Below are 17488 nucleotides of genomic sequence, written 5' to 3'. Positions count from 1 at the left end.
CCTCCGACTCCATGTCCTCGACCCGTACGGGAACCCCACCCCGATCGGAGTGGTCGGGGAACTCCACGTCGGCGGCGCGGGCCTGGCACGTGGCTACACCGGTCAACCCGCACTCACCGCACAACGATTCGTACCGGATCACCTGACGCCGGCCCCCGGTTCCCGGCTCTACCGCAGTGGCGACCTCGCCCGCTGGACACCCTCCGGCGACCTGGAATACCTCGGCCGGGCCGACGCCCAGGTCAAGATCCGCGGATACCGCATCGAACTCGGCGAGATCGAGGCCCAGTTGGCCCGGTTGGCCGGTCTGCGTGAGGCCGTCGTCCTTCCACATCAGGAGGCGAACGGCCGTACGGACCTGGTCGCCTACCTCGTGCCGGAACCGGGAACCGACAAGCCCACCACCAGCGAACTCCGCGACGCCCTCGCCGACCACCTCCCCGACTACATGATCCCGAGGAACTTCGTCCTCCTCGACGCCCTCCCACTCACCCCGCAAGGAAAGCTCAGCCACCGGGCTTTGCCCGCTCCGACGGCCGAACGCCCCGACCTGTCAGCCGAGTTCATTGCTCCGCTCCCCGGGAAGGAGGAGCTGCTCGCAGCGATCTGGACCAACATCCTCGGCGTCGACCGCATCGGCCGCCACGACAACTTCTTCGACCTCGGCGGCGACTCCATCCGCAGCATCCAGATACTCGGCCGAGCCCGCGACAACGGACTCACCTTCCACCTCCAAGACCTCTTCCACCACCCCACACTCGCCGACCTCGCCACCACCACAACCACAACACAACCCACCACCACACCACCCACCACCCAACCCTTCTCCCTCCTCACACCCCACGACCGCAACCACCTCCCCCACCACCTCGACGACGCCTACCCCATGGCCGAACTCCAGATCGGCATGGTCTACGAAATGCAACGCGACCCCGACCGCAACCCCTATCTGAACGTCGAGACCCTTCCGGTAGCCGGTCCGTTCGACGCTCCGGTCTTCCGGCGGGCTCTCGCGCTGGTGGTGAAGCGGCATCCCGTTCTGCGTACGTCATTGGCACTGACCGGGTACAGCAAGCCGCTCCAACTGGTGCACACGGACGCCGATGTGCAGCTGACGGTGCTGGATCTGCGGGGACTCGGGGATGACGCGCAGCGCACGGCTCTGCGGGAGTGCGTCCGTACCGAGCGGGCGAAGGTGTTCGACATCGATGCGGCGCCGTTGTGCCGGATGACGGTCCATGTGCTGTCCGACGACGCCTTCCAGTGGACCGTCACCGACCACCACGCCATCCTCGACGGCTGGAGCCTCGCCTCCACCCTCGCCGAAATCATCGACACCTACCACACCCTCCTCGACGGCAGTACTCCGTCACTCCCGCCCCTCCGCTCCACCTACCGCGACTACATCGCGGCCGAGCAAAAGGCACTCATCGACCCCGCACACACCACCTACTGGCACAACCTCCTCACCGACCGCCCCGACACCCGCCTCCCGTGCGATTCGGCCGCGTTGTCCGACGAGCCGGGCAACCGCAACGTCACCACGCATCTGCCCCCGCAGCTCCTCGCCGCGCTGGAGCACGGTGCCGCGCAGGCCGGTGTTCCGCTCAAGGCAGTGCTGCTGGCCGCCCATCTGCGCGCGTTGGGCCTGGCGACAGGGAGCCCGGATGTCATCACCGGGCTGACGGCCAACGGGCGGCTGGAGGAGACCGACGGGGCCGAGGTACGAGGGCTCTTCCTCAACACCGTGCCGTTCAGGCTCCGTCTGCCGGAGGGCAGTTGGGCCGATCTGGCGCGGGCCGTGTTCGACGCCGAGCGCGAGATGCTGCCGCACCGCAGGTATCCGATGGCCGCACTCCGGCGCGAGCTGGGTGGTGCACCGCTCTTCGAGGTCAACTTCACCTACAACAGCTTCCCGCAGTTCGGTGCGCTCGCCGAGGCAGGTGCGCTGGCCAAGGAGGGACCGGGCAGCGACGTCCCTGGCGTGGCTCCCACGAGCTTCCCGTTCAGCGTCACGCTCAGCCGGGAATCGGTACTCGGCGGGATGTGGATGGAGCTGGAGTACGACACCGCGGAGCTGTCGGCCGACCAGGTCACCCGGCTGCGCGACTACCACCTGCGGGCACTGGAGGCGGTGGCGGCGGACGTCGGAGCAGACGCGTACGGGGCGCCATTGCTGAGCGAGGCCGAGCAGGCGCTGCTCGACATGCTGAACTACACGACGGACGCCCGGGCGGCCGGCAGGGTTCCGGTGCACGAGCTGCTGCGGCGGCAGGCCGCCCGTACCCCGGACGCACTCGCGATCGAGGACGGCGGGACACGGATCAGCCTGGCCCGGCTGGACGCGGACAGCGACCGCCTCGCCCGGCGGCTGCGCCGGGACGGGGTGCGTCACGGTGATCTCGTCGGAATCCTCCTGCGGCCCGGATCGGCAGCGCTGACCACCTTCTGGGCGGTGTGGAAGGCGGGGGCCGCGTTCGTCCCGCTCGATCCCGGGCTGCCGGAACACCGCCTGCGCTCGATGCTGGATCAGGCCCGGCCCGTTGTGCTGATCACCGACGACCCGAAGGCGGCCCCGAGCGGTCACGCACTGTTCGATCTGTCATCCATCACGCACGAGGCAGGGCAGAATGAGACCGGTTCGTGGTCCGGGGAGGGCCCGGACAGTTCCGCGCTGCCGTCCGTGAGCGCCCGGGACCTGGCCTATGTGATGTTCACGTCCGGCACCACCGGTGGCCCCAAGGGCGTCATGATCGAGCACGGCAGCCTTGCCGCCTACGCGGTGGGAACACCCCTGGCGCGTACCCGTTCGTTGGGGGCCGAGAAGCCGCTGCGAGTGGTGACCGGCACGTCGGCGTACATCTCCGACTTCCTGCTGGCGCAGGTTCTCCTGGTGCTCGACGGTCACACACTGTGCGTCCTGAGCGAGGAGCAGCGGCGTGACCCCGGACATCTCGTCGCCCTCGCCCATGACCGTGAGCGGGCTGTGGACGTCATCGACACGACCACCGTCCAACTTCAACTCCTGGTAGAGCATGGACTGTTGGACGCTCCGTGGCCGCCCCGGCTGCTCGTCTTCGGCGGCGAGGCGTGCCCGCCCGACCTGTGGGCGGCGCTGGGCGAACGGTCCGGGGTGCAGGTGTTCAACAGTTACGGGCCTGCGGAGGCGACGGTCGAGGCGACCGTCTCACGGGTGACAGGCGACGGCGGACCCGTCATCGGCCGGCCCTGCGCCAACACCACGATCCATCTCCTGGACGCCGCAGGGCGTGAAGTGCCGCCCGGCACCGCGGGTGAGATCTGCGTCGGCGGCGCCGGGGTGGGCCGGGGCTATCTCGGCCGGCCCGGGGCCACGGCCGAGCGTTTCGTGCCGGACCCCTGGGGCCCGGCGGGCAGCCGTCTCTACCGCACGGGTGACATCGGCCGTCTCACCGACTCCGGCGACCTTGAGTTCCTGGGGCGGGTGGATCACCAGCTGAAGGTGCTCGGCGAGCGCGTCGAGCCGGAGGAGGTCGAGGCGGTGCTGCGCGCCCATCCGGGCGTGGCCGGCGCGATCGTCGGCCGTCATCCGGACCACGAGGGGCTGCTGGCGAACGTCGTACCGGCTCAGGGCGGCGCCCCGGACCAGCGGGAACTGCGACGGCATGCCGCCTCGCGGCTGTCGTCGGCAGCGGTTCCGGCGCACTTCGTCGTGGTCGACGCGTTGCCGCTCACCCCGGCCGGAAAGCTGGACCGTGGCGCCCTGCTGACCGCCGGACCCGGCTCGGGTCCCGAAGGAATCGGAACGTCTGAAGGAATCGGGGGTCCGGGCGAACCGGGCCGTGGGGCGGCGGAGTCGGCGTTCTCCCGGACGGAGCGGCGCGTCGCCGAGGTGTGGCACAAGCTCCTCGGCCTTCGTGCCGACCGGCAGGACGACTTCTTCTCGATCGGCGGTCACAGTCTGCTGGCCGTACGGCTCGCGGGTGAGCTGGGCGCCGCGTTCGGCACCACGGTTCCCCTGCCGCAGCTGTACAGCACTCCCACACTGGCGGGTCAGGCGGCGTACCTCGACGACGTGCGGCACGAGCGTGAGGGCAGGGGCCGAAGCAGCGGCCCGCGCAGCGTCATGGGCCTCGGCGGCTCTCCCGGGCTCCAGCCGCTGGTGCTGGTGCATCCGCTCGGCGGCACGCTCTTCTGTTACCGGGATCTGACGGCCCGGGTCTCGGGGTCCTTCGAGGTCCTCGGGGTCCAGGGGGACCTGATGGGCGGTGGGGACACGGCGGACTTCGCCTCGCTGGCGTCGGGTTACGCCCGCGAACTGGCGCCCCTGCTCCGGGGGCGGCGGCCCGTGATCGCGGGCTGGTCGGCAGGCGGTGTGCTGGCGCACGAGGTCGCCTCACGGCTGGCGGACCGGGGCATCGTGGCCGATCGTGTCGTCGTCATCGACGCCGCTCCCCGGCAGGGACCGGACGCGGCGGCGGACGCGGCGGTGCTGGAGCGGCTGCGTACCGATGTGGGGCGGCTGGGCCCGCGCCGGCTCCTGGCGGAGCACGCCGTCGACGACGTGCTGCGGCTGCTCGGCGTGGACGCGGAGGCGCTGGCCGAGCTGAACGGGCCCGTCACCGCGTCACTCATGGAGTTCTGGCAGGGGATGCTGTCCGGCCTGGCCCGACACCGGCCCTCCCCCTACCCGGGCCCCGTGCACCTCGTGGTGTCCCGCCGGAGTGAGGAGGCGGCCGTCCGTGCCCAGATCACCGGGTGGGAGCGGTGCGCCGGGACGCTGCGTGTCTCGTACGCCGACGGCGATCACTACGAGCTCATGCGGGAGCCCTGGATCGGGGACGTGGCCGAGGTGTTCGCCGGCCCGGACGATCCGACAGATCAGACCGACGGGGGCGTGTCCGGCCGGTCCTGATCCGCCGTACACATCCGAATCCGGCTGGACCCTTTCGAAAGGAACTCGACGTGCTGGTGCTCGGTGTCAGCGGACTCGACCGATCGTTGTCCGTCAAGAAGAACATGCTGCCCGGTCTGGACCGGCGGGAACAGCGTGTGGTGCAGGGTCTCGACTCGGCCGCGGCCCTGGTCGGGGAGCAGGGCGTGATCGCCGCCTCGGCACAGGAGCGGCACGACGGGGTGAAGGGCACGGGGGCCTTCCCCGTCGACGCGGTCGAGGCGTGCCTGAGAATGGCCGGAGTGACCCTGGACGACGTCGACTTCGTCGCGCACGGCTTCCGGTACGAGCCGTCCGTCGCGTTCGAGCGCGACGAGTTCGCCCGGCGCTGGTACCGCGAGGTGTACAGCGAGGACGTGCAGTACGAGGTGTTGCGCGCGCACTATCCGGACCAGGACTGGGAGCGCAAGTTCGTCCGGGTGGGCCACCATGTCGCCCACGCCGCCAGCAGCTACTACCTGAGCGGGTTCCCCGACGCGACGGTTCTGGTGGCCGACGGGATGGGCGAGGCCGAGTCCACGTCGGTGCTGCGGGGCAGCGGTGACGCATTGCACGGTGTGCGCAGCTACTCCATATCCGCGTCACTGGGCATCCTCTACAGCGTCGTCACCCAGTACCTGGGGTTCCTGCCGGGGATGGACGAGTACAAGGTGATGGGCCTGGCGCCGTACGGGGATGCGAGCCGGTACGCGAATGTGGCTGACGAGCTGGTGCGCAGGGCTCCGGGCGGACGGCTGCTGGTCCCCGTCCTGGCGCACGACAAGTCGCCGACGGAGCGCGAGACGCATCGGGGAGCCATCCGACGACTGGAGGAGCTGTTCGGTCCGGCCCGGCATCCGGAGGCATCGCTCGACCAGCGGCACATGGATGTCGCGGCGACCGTCCAGCGCAAGCTGGAGGAGAGCCTTCTGTATGTCCTGCGCGAGACAGCCGACGGCGCGGGCGGCTCCCGCAATCTGTGCATGGCGGGTGGTGTCGCGCTGAACTGCACGGCCAACGGAGTGATCGCCCGCAGCGGTCTGTTCGATCGGGTGTTCGTGCAGCCGGCGTCGGGGGACGACGGTACGGCCCTCGGCGCGGCTCTGTGGCAGCTTCAGCGGCACGTACCGGCGCCGCCGGCCCCGATGACGATGCCGTACTGGGGCGAGGAGTTCGACGACGCGGACATCGAGGCGCAGCTGCGTGGGCTGGGTGCCGGATTCACCGTACGGAAGCTGGCCGAGGACGAACTGCTGGCCGAGGTGTCGTCGCTGATCGGCGCGGGGAAGGTCGTCTCCTGGTTCCAGGGGCGGATGGAGTTCGGCCCGCGTGCACTCGGCAACCGGAGCATCCTCGCGGACCCGGCATCGCCCGGCATGCGTGCCCATCTGAACACCGTCGTGAAGCAGCGTGAGGAGTTCCGGCCGTTCGCGCCGGCCGTCCTGGCGGAGGAGGCGACCACCTACTTCGAGATCGAGCCGGGTCAGGAGTCGATGTACCGTCACATGCTGTTCGTGGCACAGGTGCGGCCCGAGTACCGCGACAGGCTGCCGTCGATCACACATGTCGACGGCTCGGCCCGGGTGCAGACCGTCGACCGGGAGAGCGCGCCGAGGTTCTGGCGCCTGATCCGCCGGGTCGGTGACGACCGGGGCATCCCGATGGTGGTCAACACCTCGTTCAATCTGCGCGGCCAGCCGATCGTGCGGACGCCGGACGTCGCGGTCGCCACGTACGCCCGCTCGACGCTGGACGCGCTGGCGATCGGCGACTGGCTGGTGACCCGCGACCAGCCGTCGGCCGCCGGGATCGCAGGTGCGACCCATGAGTGAGCGGCCCGCCCCCGCAGGGGAACGTTCCGCGGCGGAGCTCCGTGAGGCCGTCGCCGCGATCTGGCGCAACGCCCTCGGCCTGGACGACGTCCGCGACGACTGCAACTTCTTCGACGAGGGCGGCGACTCCGTCCTCTCCGTGGAGGTGGCGATCTCGCTGCGCGAACTCATGGGCCAGGAGCTCGAACTGGACATCCTCTACGAGTACCCGGAGTTCGGCGCACTGTCGGCGGTGTTGAGCGGGGGCCCCGATGAGGGAGCGCCGGAGACGAGGGAGCTGACCGCCGCCGAGGAACGGCTGTGGACCGCCGAACAGCTCCACCCGGGGAGCGCCGTCTACCATCTCGCTGTCCGTTACCGCTTCCCCGGCGGTCTCGACGTCATCAGGCTGCGCGCCGCGCTCGACACGCTGGCGGCCCGGCACGAGGCACTGCGGCGCGGCTTCGTGAAGCCGGCGCTCGCACTGACCGCGCAGAAGGCCTCCGTGGCCTGCCGGTGGGTGGACGCGCGGGGCGTGTCGGACGGGAGTGTGCGCGAACTCGTCGACACCGAGGTGCGCACACCGTTCGACCTCGGCCGGCCTCCGCTGTTGCGCGCACTCGTCGTGGACCGGGGCGACTCGGGCGCCGAACTGGTGCTGACCGTGCACCACTTGGTGTGTGACGGAGTGTCGCTGGACCTCCTCGAAACACAGCTCCAGCACCTCTACGAGAACGGCTCGGATTCAGAGGGCACGGAGTGGGAGCGGGAATCCGCCGGCCGGCAGGCCGTGTCCGTACGGCCCCGGGATGCCGGGGCGGCGCTGGACCACTGGCGGACGATGCTCGCCGGCTGCCCGGGTGCGTTGTCCCTGCCGCACGATCTGGCCCGTCCGGCGCGGCCCGGTGTCAAAGGCGCCGCCCATCGCATCCTGCTCACGGACGAGCAGGTGTCGACGATCCTGTCGTCGGCCGAGGAGGAACGGCTCAGTCCGTTCATGGCGTGGGTGGCCGCCTATGTGACCGGCCTGATCGCGGTGACGGGCGACCGGGATCTGGTGCTCGCCGTGCCGGCCTCGTCGCGGGGTGCCGCCCAGGCGGGCGAGGTCGGCATGTTCGTCGATACGCTGCCGCTGCGGTTCACCGTCCGACCGGGGGCAACGGCCCGTGACGTGGTGCGGTTGGTGCGTCGTGTGGTGACCGGTGCCCTGGCCCATCAGCAGGTGCCCTTCCAGACGCTCATCGAGGAGGTACGGTCCGGCGTCGACCGTTCTCGGGCCCCGCTGGCGCAGACCGCCCTCACCTACATGGACACCACACGGTGCGGGCTGCGGTGGGACGGTCACAGGGCCGAGCGTGAGCAGATCGGCACGGGCACCGCGAAGTACGAGGTGCTGTGGCTGGTCACGCGGACCGGTCGCGGAACGGTCTGCGAACTGGAGTACTCCACGGACCTGTTCACCGACGAGGCGGCGGCCGCCCTGCACCGACGCATGGTGGCGGCTGTCGGCGAGGCCTTCGCACAGCCGGACACCCCTCTGCCGGAGCGCGGTACGGACGCGCTCGACGTGTTCGTACCGATCCACGAGAGGGTTCACCGCCGGGCCGTGGAGCACTCCGGCGCGGTGGCGGTGCGACACGGGCGGACGACGCTGACGTACGGGGAGCTGGACCGGCGGGCCGGCGTTGTGGCCGCGGGGCTCCGGACGGCCGGGATCGGCCGCGGCGCGGTGGTGGCCGTGCCCATGGAGCGTGGCATCGCGTCGGTCACCACATGCCTCGGCGTCCTGTACGCGGGCGCCGCCTACCTGCCGGTGGACATCGCTCAGCCGGCCGAGCGCACCCGGCACATCGTGCGTACCGCCGCGACGGCGGCCGTCGTCACGGACGACGCCGCAGCTGAGCTGCTCGCAGAGGACGTGCCCTCCCACCTGCTGGAGAAGCTGCTCGTCACCGACGGGGCCCCGGTGGCCCCGGCGGCGGTGACCGGCGCCGATGTCGCCTACGTGATCTGCACCTCGGGCTCGACGGGCCGTCCCAAGGCGGTGGTGGTGCCGCACCGTGCCGTCGTACGGCTGGTGCCGGACGCGGACTTCGTGACGTTCGGCCCCGCCGACCGGGTCGCCCATGTCTCCAATCCCGCCTTCGACGCGGCGACGCTGGAGATCTGGGGAGCGCTGGCCGGCGGCGGCACCCTCGTCGTCGCGGACCGGGACGTCCTGCTGTCACCGCGGCGGATGCGCTCCTTCCTCACCGACGAGCGCATCTCGGTCATGTTCCTCACCGTGACGCTCCTCAACCAGATGGTGGACTTCGCACCGGACGCCTTCCGGGATCTTCGGGTGCTGCTCTTCGGCGGTGAGAAGCACGATGCGCGCAGGCTGGGGAAGCTGTTCGCGGCCGCCCCGCCCGCCGCTGTGGTGAACGGCTACGGCCCCACCGAGAACACCACGTTCAGCACCACTCACGAGGTGACCGCCGAGGATCTCGCCGAGGGCGTGGTCCCCCTCGGCCGCCCGCTCCCGCGCAGCACGGCGTACGTCCTCGACGCATCCGGGCAGCGGGTCGGTACCGGCGGGACCGGGGAACTGTACGTGGGCGGCGAGGGGCTCGCCCACGGCTACCTCGACGCCCCGGCGCAGACCGCCGCGGCCTTCGTCCCCGACCCGTTCGCCGGGCGTCCCGGGCAGCGGCTCTACCGCACGGGCGATCAGGTACGGGTCCTGCCCGGTGAGCGGTACGAGTACGTGGGGCGGCTCGACGACCAGGTGAAGGTGCGCGGCCATCGCGTCGAACTCGCCGAGATCGAGGCGACGGTACGGAGGCAGCACGGGGTGGCCGACGCCGTCGTGCACGCACGTCCGACGGACGACGGCATCGAGATCATCGCCTTCGTGGCACCGGACACCGCCGGGGACGGACCGGACGCGGCCCTGGACGTCACCGTGCTCGGGGACGGACTGCGCAGCGCACTGCCGCAGTACATGCTGCCGACGGTGATCGTCGTCGACCGCATCCCCGTCACCGCCAATGGAAAAGCGGACCGCGAGGCACTCCTGTCGACGTCGGCCGCGGCCGGGTCCGGTGGTTGTGCTCCGGCGGAGTCCGCCGATCCGTCGCAGGACGGCGACCCGGTCGACGGCACGGTCGCCGTGCTCTGGCAGGAGGTGCTCGGCACCGGGAGCGTCCGGCCGGAGGACAACTTCCTGAACGCGGGCGGGCATTCCATCAAGGCCATGCGGCTGCTGGCCCTCCTCGGCGAGGAACTGGACGTCACGATCGATCTGGTCGACTTCTTGGAGAACCCCACCCTGCGCGGGCTCACCACCCTCGTACGGCAGGAACTGACGGGAGGCGGGCTGTGAGCTCCGCTCCTTCTCTGAGCCGCTTCCTGCACTGGGCACAGGTCCAGCCGGGCGCCGTGGCGATCGTCGACGAGAGCGGCGAACTGAGCTATGCGGTACTGGAGTCCGCCGCCCGCGCCCGCGCGGCCGGGCTGTCGGCCGATGGGGTGCGCCCCGGTACACGGGTCGCCGTCGAGTGCGGGTACGGCACCGACTACGTGGTCGCCCTGCTGGCGACGTGGCTGCTGGATGCGGTGGCGGTGCCGCTCGATCCGGCCGCGCCGGCCGAGCGCCGCCGCCACCAGGTCCGACAGGCGGGCTGTGAGGCGGCTGTTCCCTTTCCGTACGTCGACGGCATCGTCCGCGCCGCCGTCGCCGACGTGGTCTCCGGGCGGGCGACCGGGACCGTCGGCCCGCCGGACGCGGCCGAGCCTGCCGCGTACATCCTGTTCACCTCGGGCTCGACCGGGCTCCCGAAGGGGGTGGAGATCGAGCACACCGGGCTGCTCACCATGCTGGACCACTTCTCCGGGTCCATGGGGCTGGGGCCCGGCGACCGGATGCTCGCGCACAGCAGCATCGTCTTCGACATGTCGGTGCCGGAGATGCTGGTGCCGCTGACGAGCGGCGGCACGATCGCCGTCGCTCCGTCGCGGTGTGCGCGCAACCCGGAGTTCTTCGCGAAATGGCTGCTCGCCCAGGAGCCCGGCGCCGCGTACGCCACACCCAGTCAGTTGCGGCTGCTGCTTCCCTTCCTGGCCGGTGAGCGGGCCTTCACCCACCTGGTCAGCGCCGGGGAGGCACTGCCCGCCGCGCTCGCCGAGGAGTTGGACGGGGTCGTCGGTACCTTGTGGAACGGGTACGGTCCCACCGAGACGACCGTCTGCGGCCTGTGCACCGAGGTCCGTCCCCCCTACCGGGACCCGCTGCCGATAGGCGTACCGATCACCGGCCTGCGCGCCCAGGTGCTGGACGGGTCGCGGCAGCCCGTGCCCGAGGGTGAGGTCGGTGAACTCTGCCTCTACGGGGTCGGTGTGGCGCGCGGCTACGTCGGTGAGCCCGGTCTCACCGCCCGGTCCTTCACCACGGGCCCCGACGGCTCCCGCGCCTATCTGACCGGTGACATGGTGCGGGTCGGCGCCGACGGGCAGTACTTCTTCCACGGCCGGATCGACGACCAGGTGAAGATCCGGGGACACCGGGTCGAGCTGGGCGAGATCGAGTCGGTCGCCGAGCGCACCCCAGGCGTCGCGCAGGCGGTCGCCCTGCTCACCGAAGCGCTGCGTGGGCGGGCCGAGTTGCATCTCGCCGTGGTGTGCCGGGCCGGGGACGGCGAACCCGTCGGCCCGGGGGCCGCCGAGGCCGCGCTGCGCGAACGCCTGCGGCGGGACCTGCCGGTCCACATGCGGCCGGGGCGGCTGCTGTTCTTCGACGAACTGCCGCGCAACGCCTCGGGGAAGACCGACCGCAACGGGGTGCGGCGGATCGTCGAGGAGCGCCTGAGACGCCCCTGAGCAAGGCACGGCACACCGTCACCGGTCGTGCGCCCGAACAGATCCTTCCAGTCGATTCAACCGTCAGTCAGAAAGGCAGCGGACTCATGAGCGAGCAGACGACCGGCACCCGGTACAGCGTGGTCCACAACGACGAGGAGCAGTACAGCCTCTGGGCCGAAGGGCGGCCGCTCCCGGCCGGCTGGCACCGCACGGACTTCAGCGGCGGGCGCGAGGAGTGCCTGGCCCACATCGACGCGGTCTGGACGGACATGCGCCCCAGGAGCCTGCGGGTGGCCATGGGCGAGAACTGACAGCTCACCGACCGAGGGCCAGGGAGGGAACCCGTCGTCGTACGGGTGCCTTCCCCGGTCGTATCCCAGCCAGCAGTGGAGGTCAGCCGTGTGGGCGCTTCTTCGCCGCAATGCGCAGTTCCGCCGGATGTTCGCCGGCGAGGCGGTCTCCAGCTTCGGGGACAGCGCCATGTTTCTGTCACTCGCCATCTGGGCGAAGGACCTCACCGGCTCGAACGCCGCCGCCGGTCTGGTCATGCTGGCACTCACCGTGCCGGGCCTGTCCGCGCCCTTGCTGGGGCACCTCGTGGACCGGGTGCATCGCAAACCGCTGCTGGTCAGGATGTACGGCGGCATGGCGGTTCTCGTGCTGTCGCTGCTGGCCGTCCGGGGCTCCGGCCAGTTGTGGATCATCTATGTGGTCGCCCTCGCCTACGGAGTGCTGGTCTCCACACCAGCCCGTCAGGCGCTGCTGAAGGACCTGCTTCCGTCGTCCGACGCCGTCCAGGCCAGGTCGCTCCTCATCGCCACCAGGGAGGGCGTGCGCATCGCCTCCCCGGTGGCGGGCGCCGGGGTGTACGTGGCCTTCGGCGGTGTCGCGCTGGCTGTGCTGGGGGCGCTCACACTGAGCGCGGCCGCGCTGCTGATCGGTTCGGTGAAGGTGGTCGAGTCGGAACCGGACCCCGTCGAGGAATCCTTCGGCACCTCCCTCTCCGCCGGCCTGCGGTATCTGCGCGGCACACCGCTGCTGTTCAGGTTGACGCTGGCGATGGTCGTCTTCCTCGGCGGCATCGGCATGCTGGAGACCGCGGCCTTCGCCGCCGTCGATCACGGCCTGGGCCGCCCGGCGGCGTTCGTCGGGGTCATGGCGTCCATCCAGGGTGCCGGTTCCGCGCTCGGCGGTCTGATCTCCGGGACGGTGATACGGCGTCTGGGTGACGTCGGTACCAGTTGCGTCGGCTACGGACTCGTCACGGTGGGGCTGCTGCTGTGCGTCTCACGCGATGTCGCGCTCTTCCTCGTCGGGACGACACTCATCGGTGCGGGCCTGCCGTTCGTGGCCGTGGTGCTGGGCGCGGCGGTGCACCTGTACGCACCGGCCCGGATGCAGGGTCGAGTCAACGCCGCGGTCAACACCGCGAAGGACGGAGCGCAGACTCTGTCGCTCACGGCGGGCGCGGCGCTGATCGGGGTGCTGGACTACCGGGTGATGTACCTGGTGATGACAGTGACCACGGTGGCGTGCGCGGTCAGTCTGCTGGTCCGCTCGATTCCCGCTCCGCAGGTGGTCCCGTCGGTGGCGGACGCCCCGGCCGACGACGCGCCCGCACCGGGCGCGGCCCCCGCGCGCGAGCAGGACGGCCCCGCACCCGCGGGCGAGCCGCGGAGGGGACTTCAGCAGAGGCAGCCCTAGCCGGAACGCTCCGCCACTCCCCTACTCCACCGTGATCGCCTGCACCGGGCAGACGCGGGCGGCTTCCTTGACCATCGGGTCGTCCACGTCCTCCTCGTGACCCGGCAGCAGTTCGCTGAAGCCGTCGTCGTCCTGGGTGAAGACCTTCGGCGCGGTCAACGCGCACTGGCCGGCGCCGATGCACACATCCCGGTCGATACTGATCCGCATCACCACAACATCCTTTCCAGAAGGAATCCGGTCACCACGCCACGGGCAGTTCGAGCATGCCCTGAATCGTGTCGCCGGGCTTGAACGGGATCTCGTCGACGGGTGCCGCCAGCCGCAGCTGCGGCAGCCGGTCGAAGAGAGTGCGCAGGGCGATCTCCAGCTCGGCCCGCGCAAGGTTCTGGCCGAGGCACTGGTGGACCCCGAAGCCGAAGGCGACATGGTGGCGCGACTGTCGGCCGAGGTCGAGTTCGTCCGGCGACGGGTACGCGGCTTCGTCCCGGTTGATCACCGAAGTGGAGAGTACGACGCCCTCACCTGCCCGGATGGTCACCCCGCCCACCTCGATATCCTCCGTCGCCACCCGTGAGATGCCGTCCGCGATGGACAGGAATCGCAGCAACTCCTCGACCGCGGCGGGCATCAGATCCTCGGACGTACGCAACCGGTCCAGCTGGTCCGGATGCTGAAGGAGAGTGAACGTACCCAGCGAGATCATGTTCGCGGTCGTCTCGTGGCCCGCTACCAGCAGGATCTCGGCCAGCTGGACCAGTTCGTCGCGGCTGACGGCCCCGGTGTCGAGCTGCTGGGCGATGAGCTCGTCGAGCAACCCCTCGCCCCGGTCGGACCGCTTGCGCTCGATCAGCGTCCGGAAGTACTCGTCGAGCGCCGCCCGCGCGGCCTCGATGTCCGCGGCCCCGGGACCGCGCAGCAACCTGCGCGACTGGGACTCGAAGAAGTCGTGGTCGGCGTACGGAACGCCGAGAAGCGCGCAGATCACCATTGAGGGAACGGGCAGCGCGAAGGCGCTCACCAGATCGGTGGGCGGGCCCTGCTCGATCATGGCGTCCAGCAGACGGTCCACGGTCTCCTGAATCCTCGGCCGCAATGCGGCGGTGCGCTTCACGGAGAAGCTCGGGATCAGCATGCGGCGCTGCGCGTTGTGCTCGGGGTCGTCGACACCGATCAGTTCGATACGCCGTTTGGTGCTCCGGGCCACCCGCTCGGTGAACACCGGGAACGCGGGGTTCTCGCGATCGGACGACAGCCGCCGGTCGACCAGCAGCGCACGCGCCTCGGCATGCCCGGTCACCAGCCATACCCGGCGGCCGTCGAAGAGCCTGGCCGGATTCAGCGGCTTCTGCCCGTCGTCCTGTGGCCGGTATTCCGCCGGCGGGTTGTACGGGCAGGTGCGGTCCTGCGGGAAGGAGACGGTCTCGGTGTCTGCCATGGCGGGCCTCGCAAAGAGGACGGAGGGGTTCTACCGGTCTCCCCCACTAGATGCCTCAGTCACCTAACTAGTCTACGCAATGTTCAGCCAACTCGTCGGGTGTGCGGCCCCCCGGAAGCGTAACGCCGCGACCTGCGTCCCGCCCCGCGAACCACCGGCGGCCCCGACGGCTGCTCCGGCCCGCGCCGCACCCCGCGCCGTGCTCGTGTCAGCCGGGCCCGGCAGCACCGTTGCTCGCTGCGCACATGCTCAGGAGCGTGTCAGGTCGGCCCGCAGTACCGGCTTGGTCACCTTGCCCGAGGGGGTACGCGGCAATGCTGTGCGCAGGACGAGTTCACGTGGGATCTTGTAGCGGGCCATCAGTGGTGTCATCCAGGTGCGCAGGCCGTCCAGGGTCAGTTCTGCGCCGTCGCGCAGTACGACCACGGCGACGACGGTCTCGCCCCACTGCGGGTGCGGCCGGCCGATGACCGCGACGATGGCGTGTTGTACGTCATCACTGCCAGCCGGTCACCGGGTTGCAGCCCCGCATCCCTCAGCACACGAGCGGTCCGCCGGACGGCAGCGGCCAGCTCCCGATAGGTCAACCGCCGGTCACGGTAGACGACGGCTTCCTTGTCGCCGGCCTTGCGGACCGCGCTGTCCAGCATGGCACTGAGGTGCATTCCGGGCTCCTGATCGCATGCGGAAGTGGAAGGGGGTGCTGCCGCACCGAAGATATGAATCCTTGTTCGGAGCATGCATCATCGGATGCTCCTTCGTACAGAGCCACTTCCCGAAGGAGAGCCACGAGGCGGCAGGGAGGGTGACAGAAAGATCCGAACAATGGTCCACTTCTTTTCATGGCCTACCGCAAAACCCCCGCAGTGCAGGACCGGCTCGCCGCCGCGAAGGACCGCCTCATCCGGTGCGCCACGTCCGTCGTCGCCGACGTCGGCTGGGCGAATGCCTCCGTCACCGCAGTCGCCGCCGCTGCCGGAATGTCGGTCGGGTCCGTCTACCAGCATTTCCCCTCGAAGGGCGCCCTGGCCGTGGAGGTCTTCCGGCGCGCCTCCGCACGCGAGGTCGAGGTGCTCGGAGAAGTGCTCCGGGACGGCAGCGGCGACGCGGCGGAACGACTCGCGTGCGGAGTCCGTGTCTTCGCCCGCCGCGCCCTGCAACACCCCGGGCTCGCCTACGCTCTGCTCGCGGCCCCGGCCGAGCCTGCGCTGGGTGAGGCCCGTTCGGAATTCCGTCGCCGCTATCGCGCAGTGTTCACCGATGTGGTTCGCGAGGGCGTCGCTGCCGGATTGTTCCCCCAGCAGGACCCGGAGGTCACGGCCGCCGCGCTGACCGGCGCGATCGGAGAGGTGTTGGTGGACCCGTTGTCCGCTCCCACGGGCGACGCGGCCGATCATCTGGTCGCCGAACTGATGGCGATGTCGCTGCGCTGCGCCGGCGCACCCGCGCCGTGATCCCTGCCCCATGCCCGTGGCACCGCCGGTCGGGCAGAACGACCGGGTCGCGAGGTGGGCCGTACGACGCCGTCGGCGCGGCCTCCACGACCCGCGGCTACGGAGGCGGGTGACGCCGCGGAAGTCGACCAGCGGGTCTGCACAGCAATGGAGGAAGGGCACCAGATGTGCATAGGGTTCCCCTATGTCACATGTCGGTGAAGGCGGCGCGGGAGGGATCGAGCGCCTGCTGCGGTGGCGCCCTCGGCCCGGCGGCTACAGGACGTGGGTCTGGTGGCTCCCCCTCCTACTGCTGTCCGTGGACCTGGTGGTGGATCTGGCGTTGTTCCACAGCCACGAACCGCTGAGTTTCCTGCTCGTCGGAGCCCCGCCCCTGGCGGCGGCCACCCGGAGCCCGCGACACACTGCCGGGATCACCGTCGTATGTCTGGGGCTGGAGATATGGATGGCCTCGCTGCGCCCGGGGCACTTCGCGGAACCACACCATGTGGCCATGTACATCGCCACCGCACTGATCGGCATCGCCAGCGTCGCACTGTCCCGGCAGCGGGTCCGGGCCGAGGCCAGCCTGGTCCACGCCCGCTCGGTCGCCGAGGCCATGCAGATGACTCTGCTGCGCCCATTTCCGGAACGACTCGGTCCGGTTCGGGCGGCGGGCTTCTACGAGGCGGGTGAGCGCGGCACGCTCGTCGGCGGTGACCTCTACGAGCTGTGCGAGACCCCGTTCGGCGTGCGCGTCGTCCTCGGAGACGTACGCGGGAAGGGGCTGAATGCGGTTCAGACGGTCGCCGCCGTCCTGGGGAGCTTCCGGGTCTCCGCCCACGAGTGGACGGACTTGAGCCGTCTCGCTGAACGCCTTGAGCTCAGCATCGCCCGCAATGCCGGAGCCCCGGCAGGTGATGACGAACTGTTCGTCACGGCTCTCATTCTGGAGTTCCCGCCCGGCGGAGACTCGGTGAGGATCGTCGATCGCGGGCATCCGTCACCGCTTCTGCTCACTCCGCACGGCACGCAGCGGCTTCGTACCGCCCCTGGCCTGCCTCTGGGGCTGGGCGAGTTGGGCCTCGGAAGCGTCGAGGTCACCACTCACCCGCTGCAGACAGGGGAAGTGATCCTTCTGTACACGGACGGGGTCAGTGAGGCGCGGAACGCGGGCGGCGAGTTCTATCCGGTGCTGGACCGGCTGACGGCTCATTTCGGTGACGGCCACAGAGCCCTGGATCCCGAGGCTCTTGTCTCCTTCATCAGGGCCGACACGGACGAGTGGTCGACCGGAGGGAAGGACGACCGGGCCGTGATCGCTCTCACCCTGACGTAGGCATCCCGGGGC

11 protein-coding genes and 1 pseudogene are annotated in these 17488 nt (G+C 70.4%); 8 read left to right on the top strand and 4 right to left on the bottom strand.

Annotated elements, in window-relative coordinates:
• From GA0115254_RS22170 to GA0115254_RS22145, 6 genes are all read left to right on the top strand, one after another.
• Window positions 1-4894, top strand: a 4894-nt coding sequence (locus tag GA0115254_RS22170; protein ID WP_141720895.1) for a non-ribosomal peptide synthetase, incomplete at its 5' end; no start/stop codon positions are given.
• A 50-nt stretch (window positions 4895-4944) separates the two neighbouring features.
• Window positions 4945-6744, top strand: a complete 1800-nt coding sequence (locus GA0115254_RS22165; RefSeq protein WP_093897042.1) for a carbamoyltransferase family protein — start codon at window positions 4945-4947, stop codon at window positions 6742-6744.
• Window positions 6737-10087 (top strand): non-ribosomal peptide synthetase, encoded by a 3351-nt coding sequence (locus GA0115254_RS22160; protein WP_093897041.1) that lies wholly within the window; start codon window positions 6737-6739, stop codon window positions 10085-10087. The genes GA0115254_RS22165 and GA0115254_RS22160 overlap by 8 nt, the downstream gene beginning before the upstream one ends.
• Window positions 10084-11580 (top strand): amino acid adenylation domain-containing protein, encoded by a 1497-nt coding sequence (locus GA0115254_RS22155; protein WP_093897040.1) that lies wholly within the window; start codon window positions 10084-10086, stop codon window positions 11578-11580. Before GA0115254_RS22160 ends, GA0115254_RS22155 begins: the two co-directional genes overlap by 4 nt.
• Window positions 11581-11666: 86 nt before the next feature.
• The gene (locus GA0115254_RS22150) at window positions 11667-11873 is read left to right on the top strand and encodes an MbtH family protein (RefSeq protein ID WP_093897039.1); all 207 of its coding nucleotides are present in this window, start codon (window positions 11667-11669) and stop codon (window positions 11871-11873) included.
• 88 nt (window positions 11874-11961) lie between these two features.
• Complete coding sequence (locus tag GA0115254_RS22145; protein WP_093897038.1) at window positions 11962-13266, top strand: MFS transporter; 1305 nt, start codon at window positions 11962-11964, stop codon at window positions 13264-13266.
• A gap of 21 nt (window positions 13267-13287) precedes the next feature.
• On the opposite strand, the gene GA0115254_RS22140 is transcribed toward GA0115254_RS22145, so the two are convergent.
• From GA0115254_RS22140 to GA0115254_RS22125, 4 genes and pseudogenes are all read right to left on the bottom strand, one after another.
• Window positions 13288-13476, bottom strand: a complete 189-nt coding sequence (locus GA0115254_RS22140; protein WP_093897037.1) for a ferredoxin — start codon at window positions 13474-13476, stop codon at window positions 13288-13290.
• Window positions 13477-13507: 31 nt separating this feature from the next.
• Entirely contained in the window at window positions 13508-14704 is a 1197-nt protein-coding gene (locus GA0115254_RS22135; protein WP_093897036.1) for a cytochrome P450, read from the bottom strand.
• A gap of 249 nt (window positions 14705-14953) precedes the next feature.
• Window positions 14954-15181, bottom strand: a pseudogene (locus GA0115254_RS22130) (fatty-acid--CoA ligase); the annotation flags it as partial.
• The gene (locus GA0115254_RS22125) at window positions 15100-15354 is read right to left on the bottom strand and encodes an AMP-binding protein (protein WP_256102729.1); all 255 of its coding nucleotides are present in this window, start codon (window positions 15352-15354) and stop codon (window positions 15100-15102) included. The gene GA0115254_RS22125 and the pseudogene GA0115254_RS22130, both read right to left, overlap by 82 nt.
• Window positions 15355-15546: 192 nt before the next feature.
• Between GA0115254_RS22125 and GA0115254_RS22120 the strand changes: the two genes are divergently transcribed.
• Window positions 15547-16158: a TetR/AcrR family transcriptional regulator gene (locus GA0115254_RS22120; RefSeq protein ID WP_093897033.1), complete on the top strand. Its 612-nt coding sequence runs from the start codon at window positions 15547-15549 to the stop codon at window positions 16156-16158.
• A 184-nt stretch (window positions 16159-16342) separates the two neighbouring features.
• Window positions 16343-17476, top strand: coding sequence for a PP2C family protein-serine/threonine phosphatase (locus GA0115254_RS22115; protein ID WP_093897032.1), 1134 nt, complete (start codon window positions 16343-16345; stop codon window positions 17474-17476).
• The last annotated feature ends 12 nt before the right edge of the window (window positions 17477-17488 follow it).

It is taken from the genome of Streptomyces sp. Ncost-T10-10d, from assembly GCF_900091955.1.
Classification (GTDB): domain Bacteria; phylum Actinomycetota; class Actinomycetes; order Streptomycetales; family Streptomycetaceae; genus Streptomyces.
The sequence above is the reverse complement of the archived record's forward strand: the minus strand, read 5'-3'. Positions and strand labels throughout refer to the sequence as shown.

Coding starts and splice junctions, on each gene's coding strand:
- GA0115254_RS22135 (WP_093897036.1), bottom strand. CDS start 14,704: ATGGCAGACACCGAGACCGTCTCCTTCCCGCAGGACCGCACCTGCCCG.
- GA0115254_RS22115 (WP_093897032.1), top strand. CDS start 16,343: ATGTCACATGTCGGTGAAGGCGGCGCGGGAGGGATCGAGCGCCTGCTG.
- GA0115254_RS22120 (WP_093897033.1), top strand. CDS start 15,547: ATGGCCTACCGCAAAACCCCCGCAGTGCAGGACCGGCTCGCCGCCGCG.
- GA0115254_RS22160 (WP_093897041.1), top strand. CDS start 6,737: ATGAGTGAGCGGCCCGCCCCCGCAGGGGAACGTTCCGCGGCGGAGCTC.
- GA0115254_RS22140 (WP_093897037.1), bottom strand. CDS start 13,476: ATGCGGATCAGTATCGACCGGGATGTGTGCATCGGCGCCGGCCAGTGC.
- GA0115254_RS22125 (WP_256102729.1), bottom strand. CDS start 15,354: ATGCTGGACAGCGCGGTCCGCAAGGCCGGCGACAAGGAAGCCGTCGTC.
- GA0115254_RS22150 (WP_093897039.1), top strand. CDS start 11,667: ATGAGCGAGCAGACGACCGGCACCCGGTACAGCGTGGTCCACAACGAC.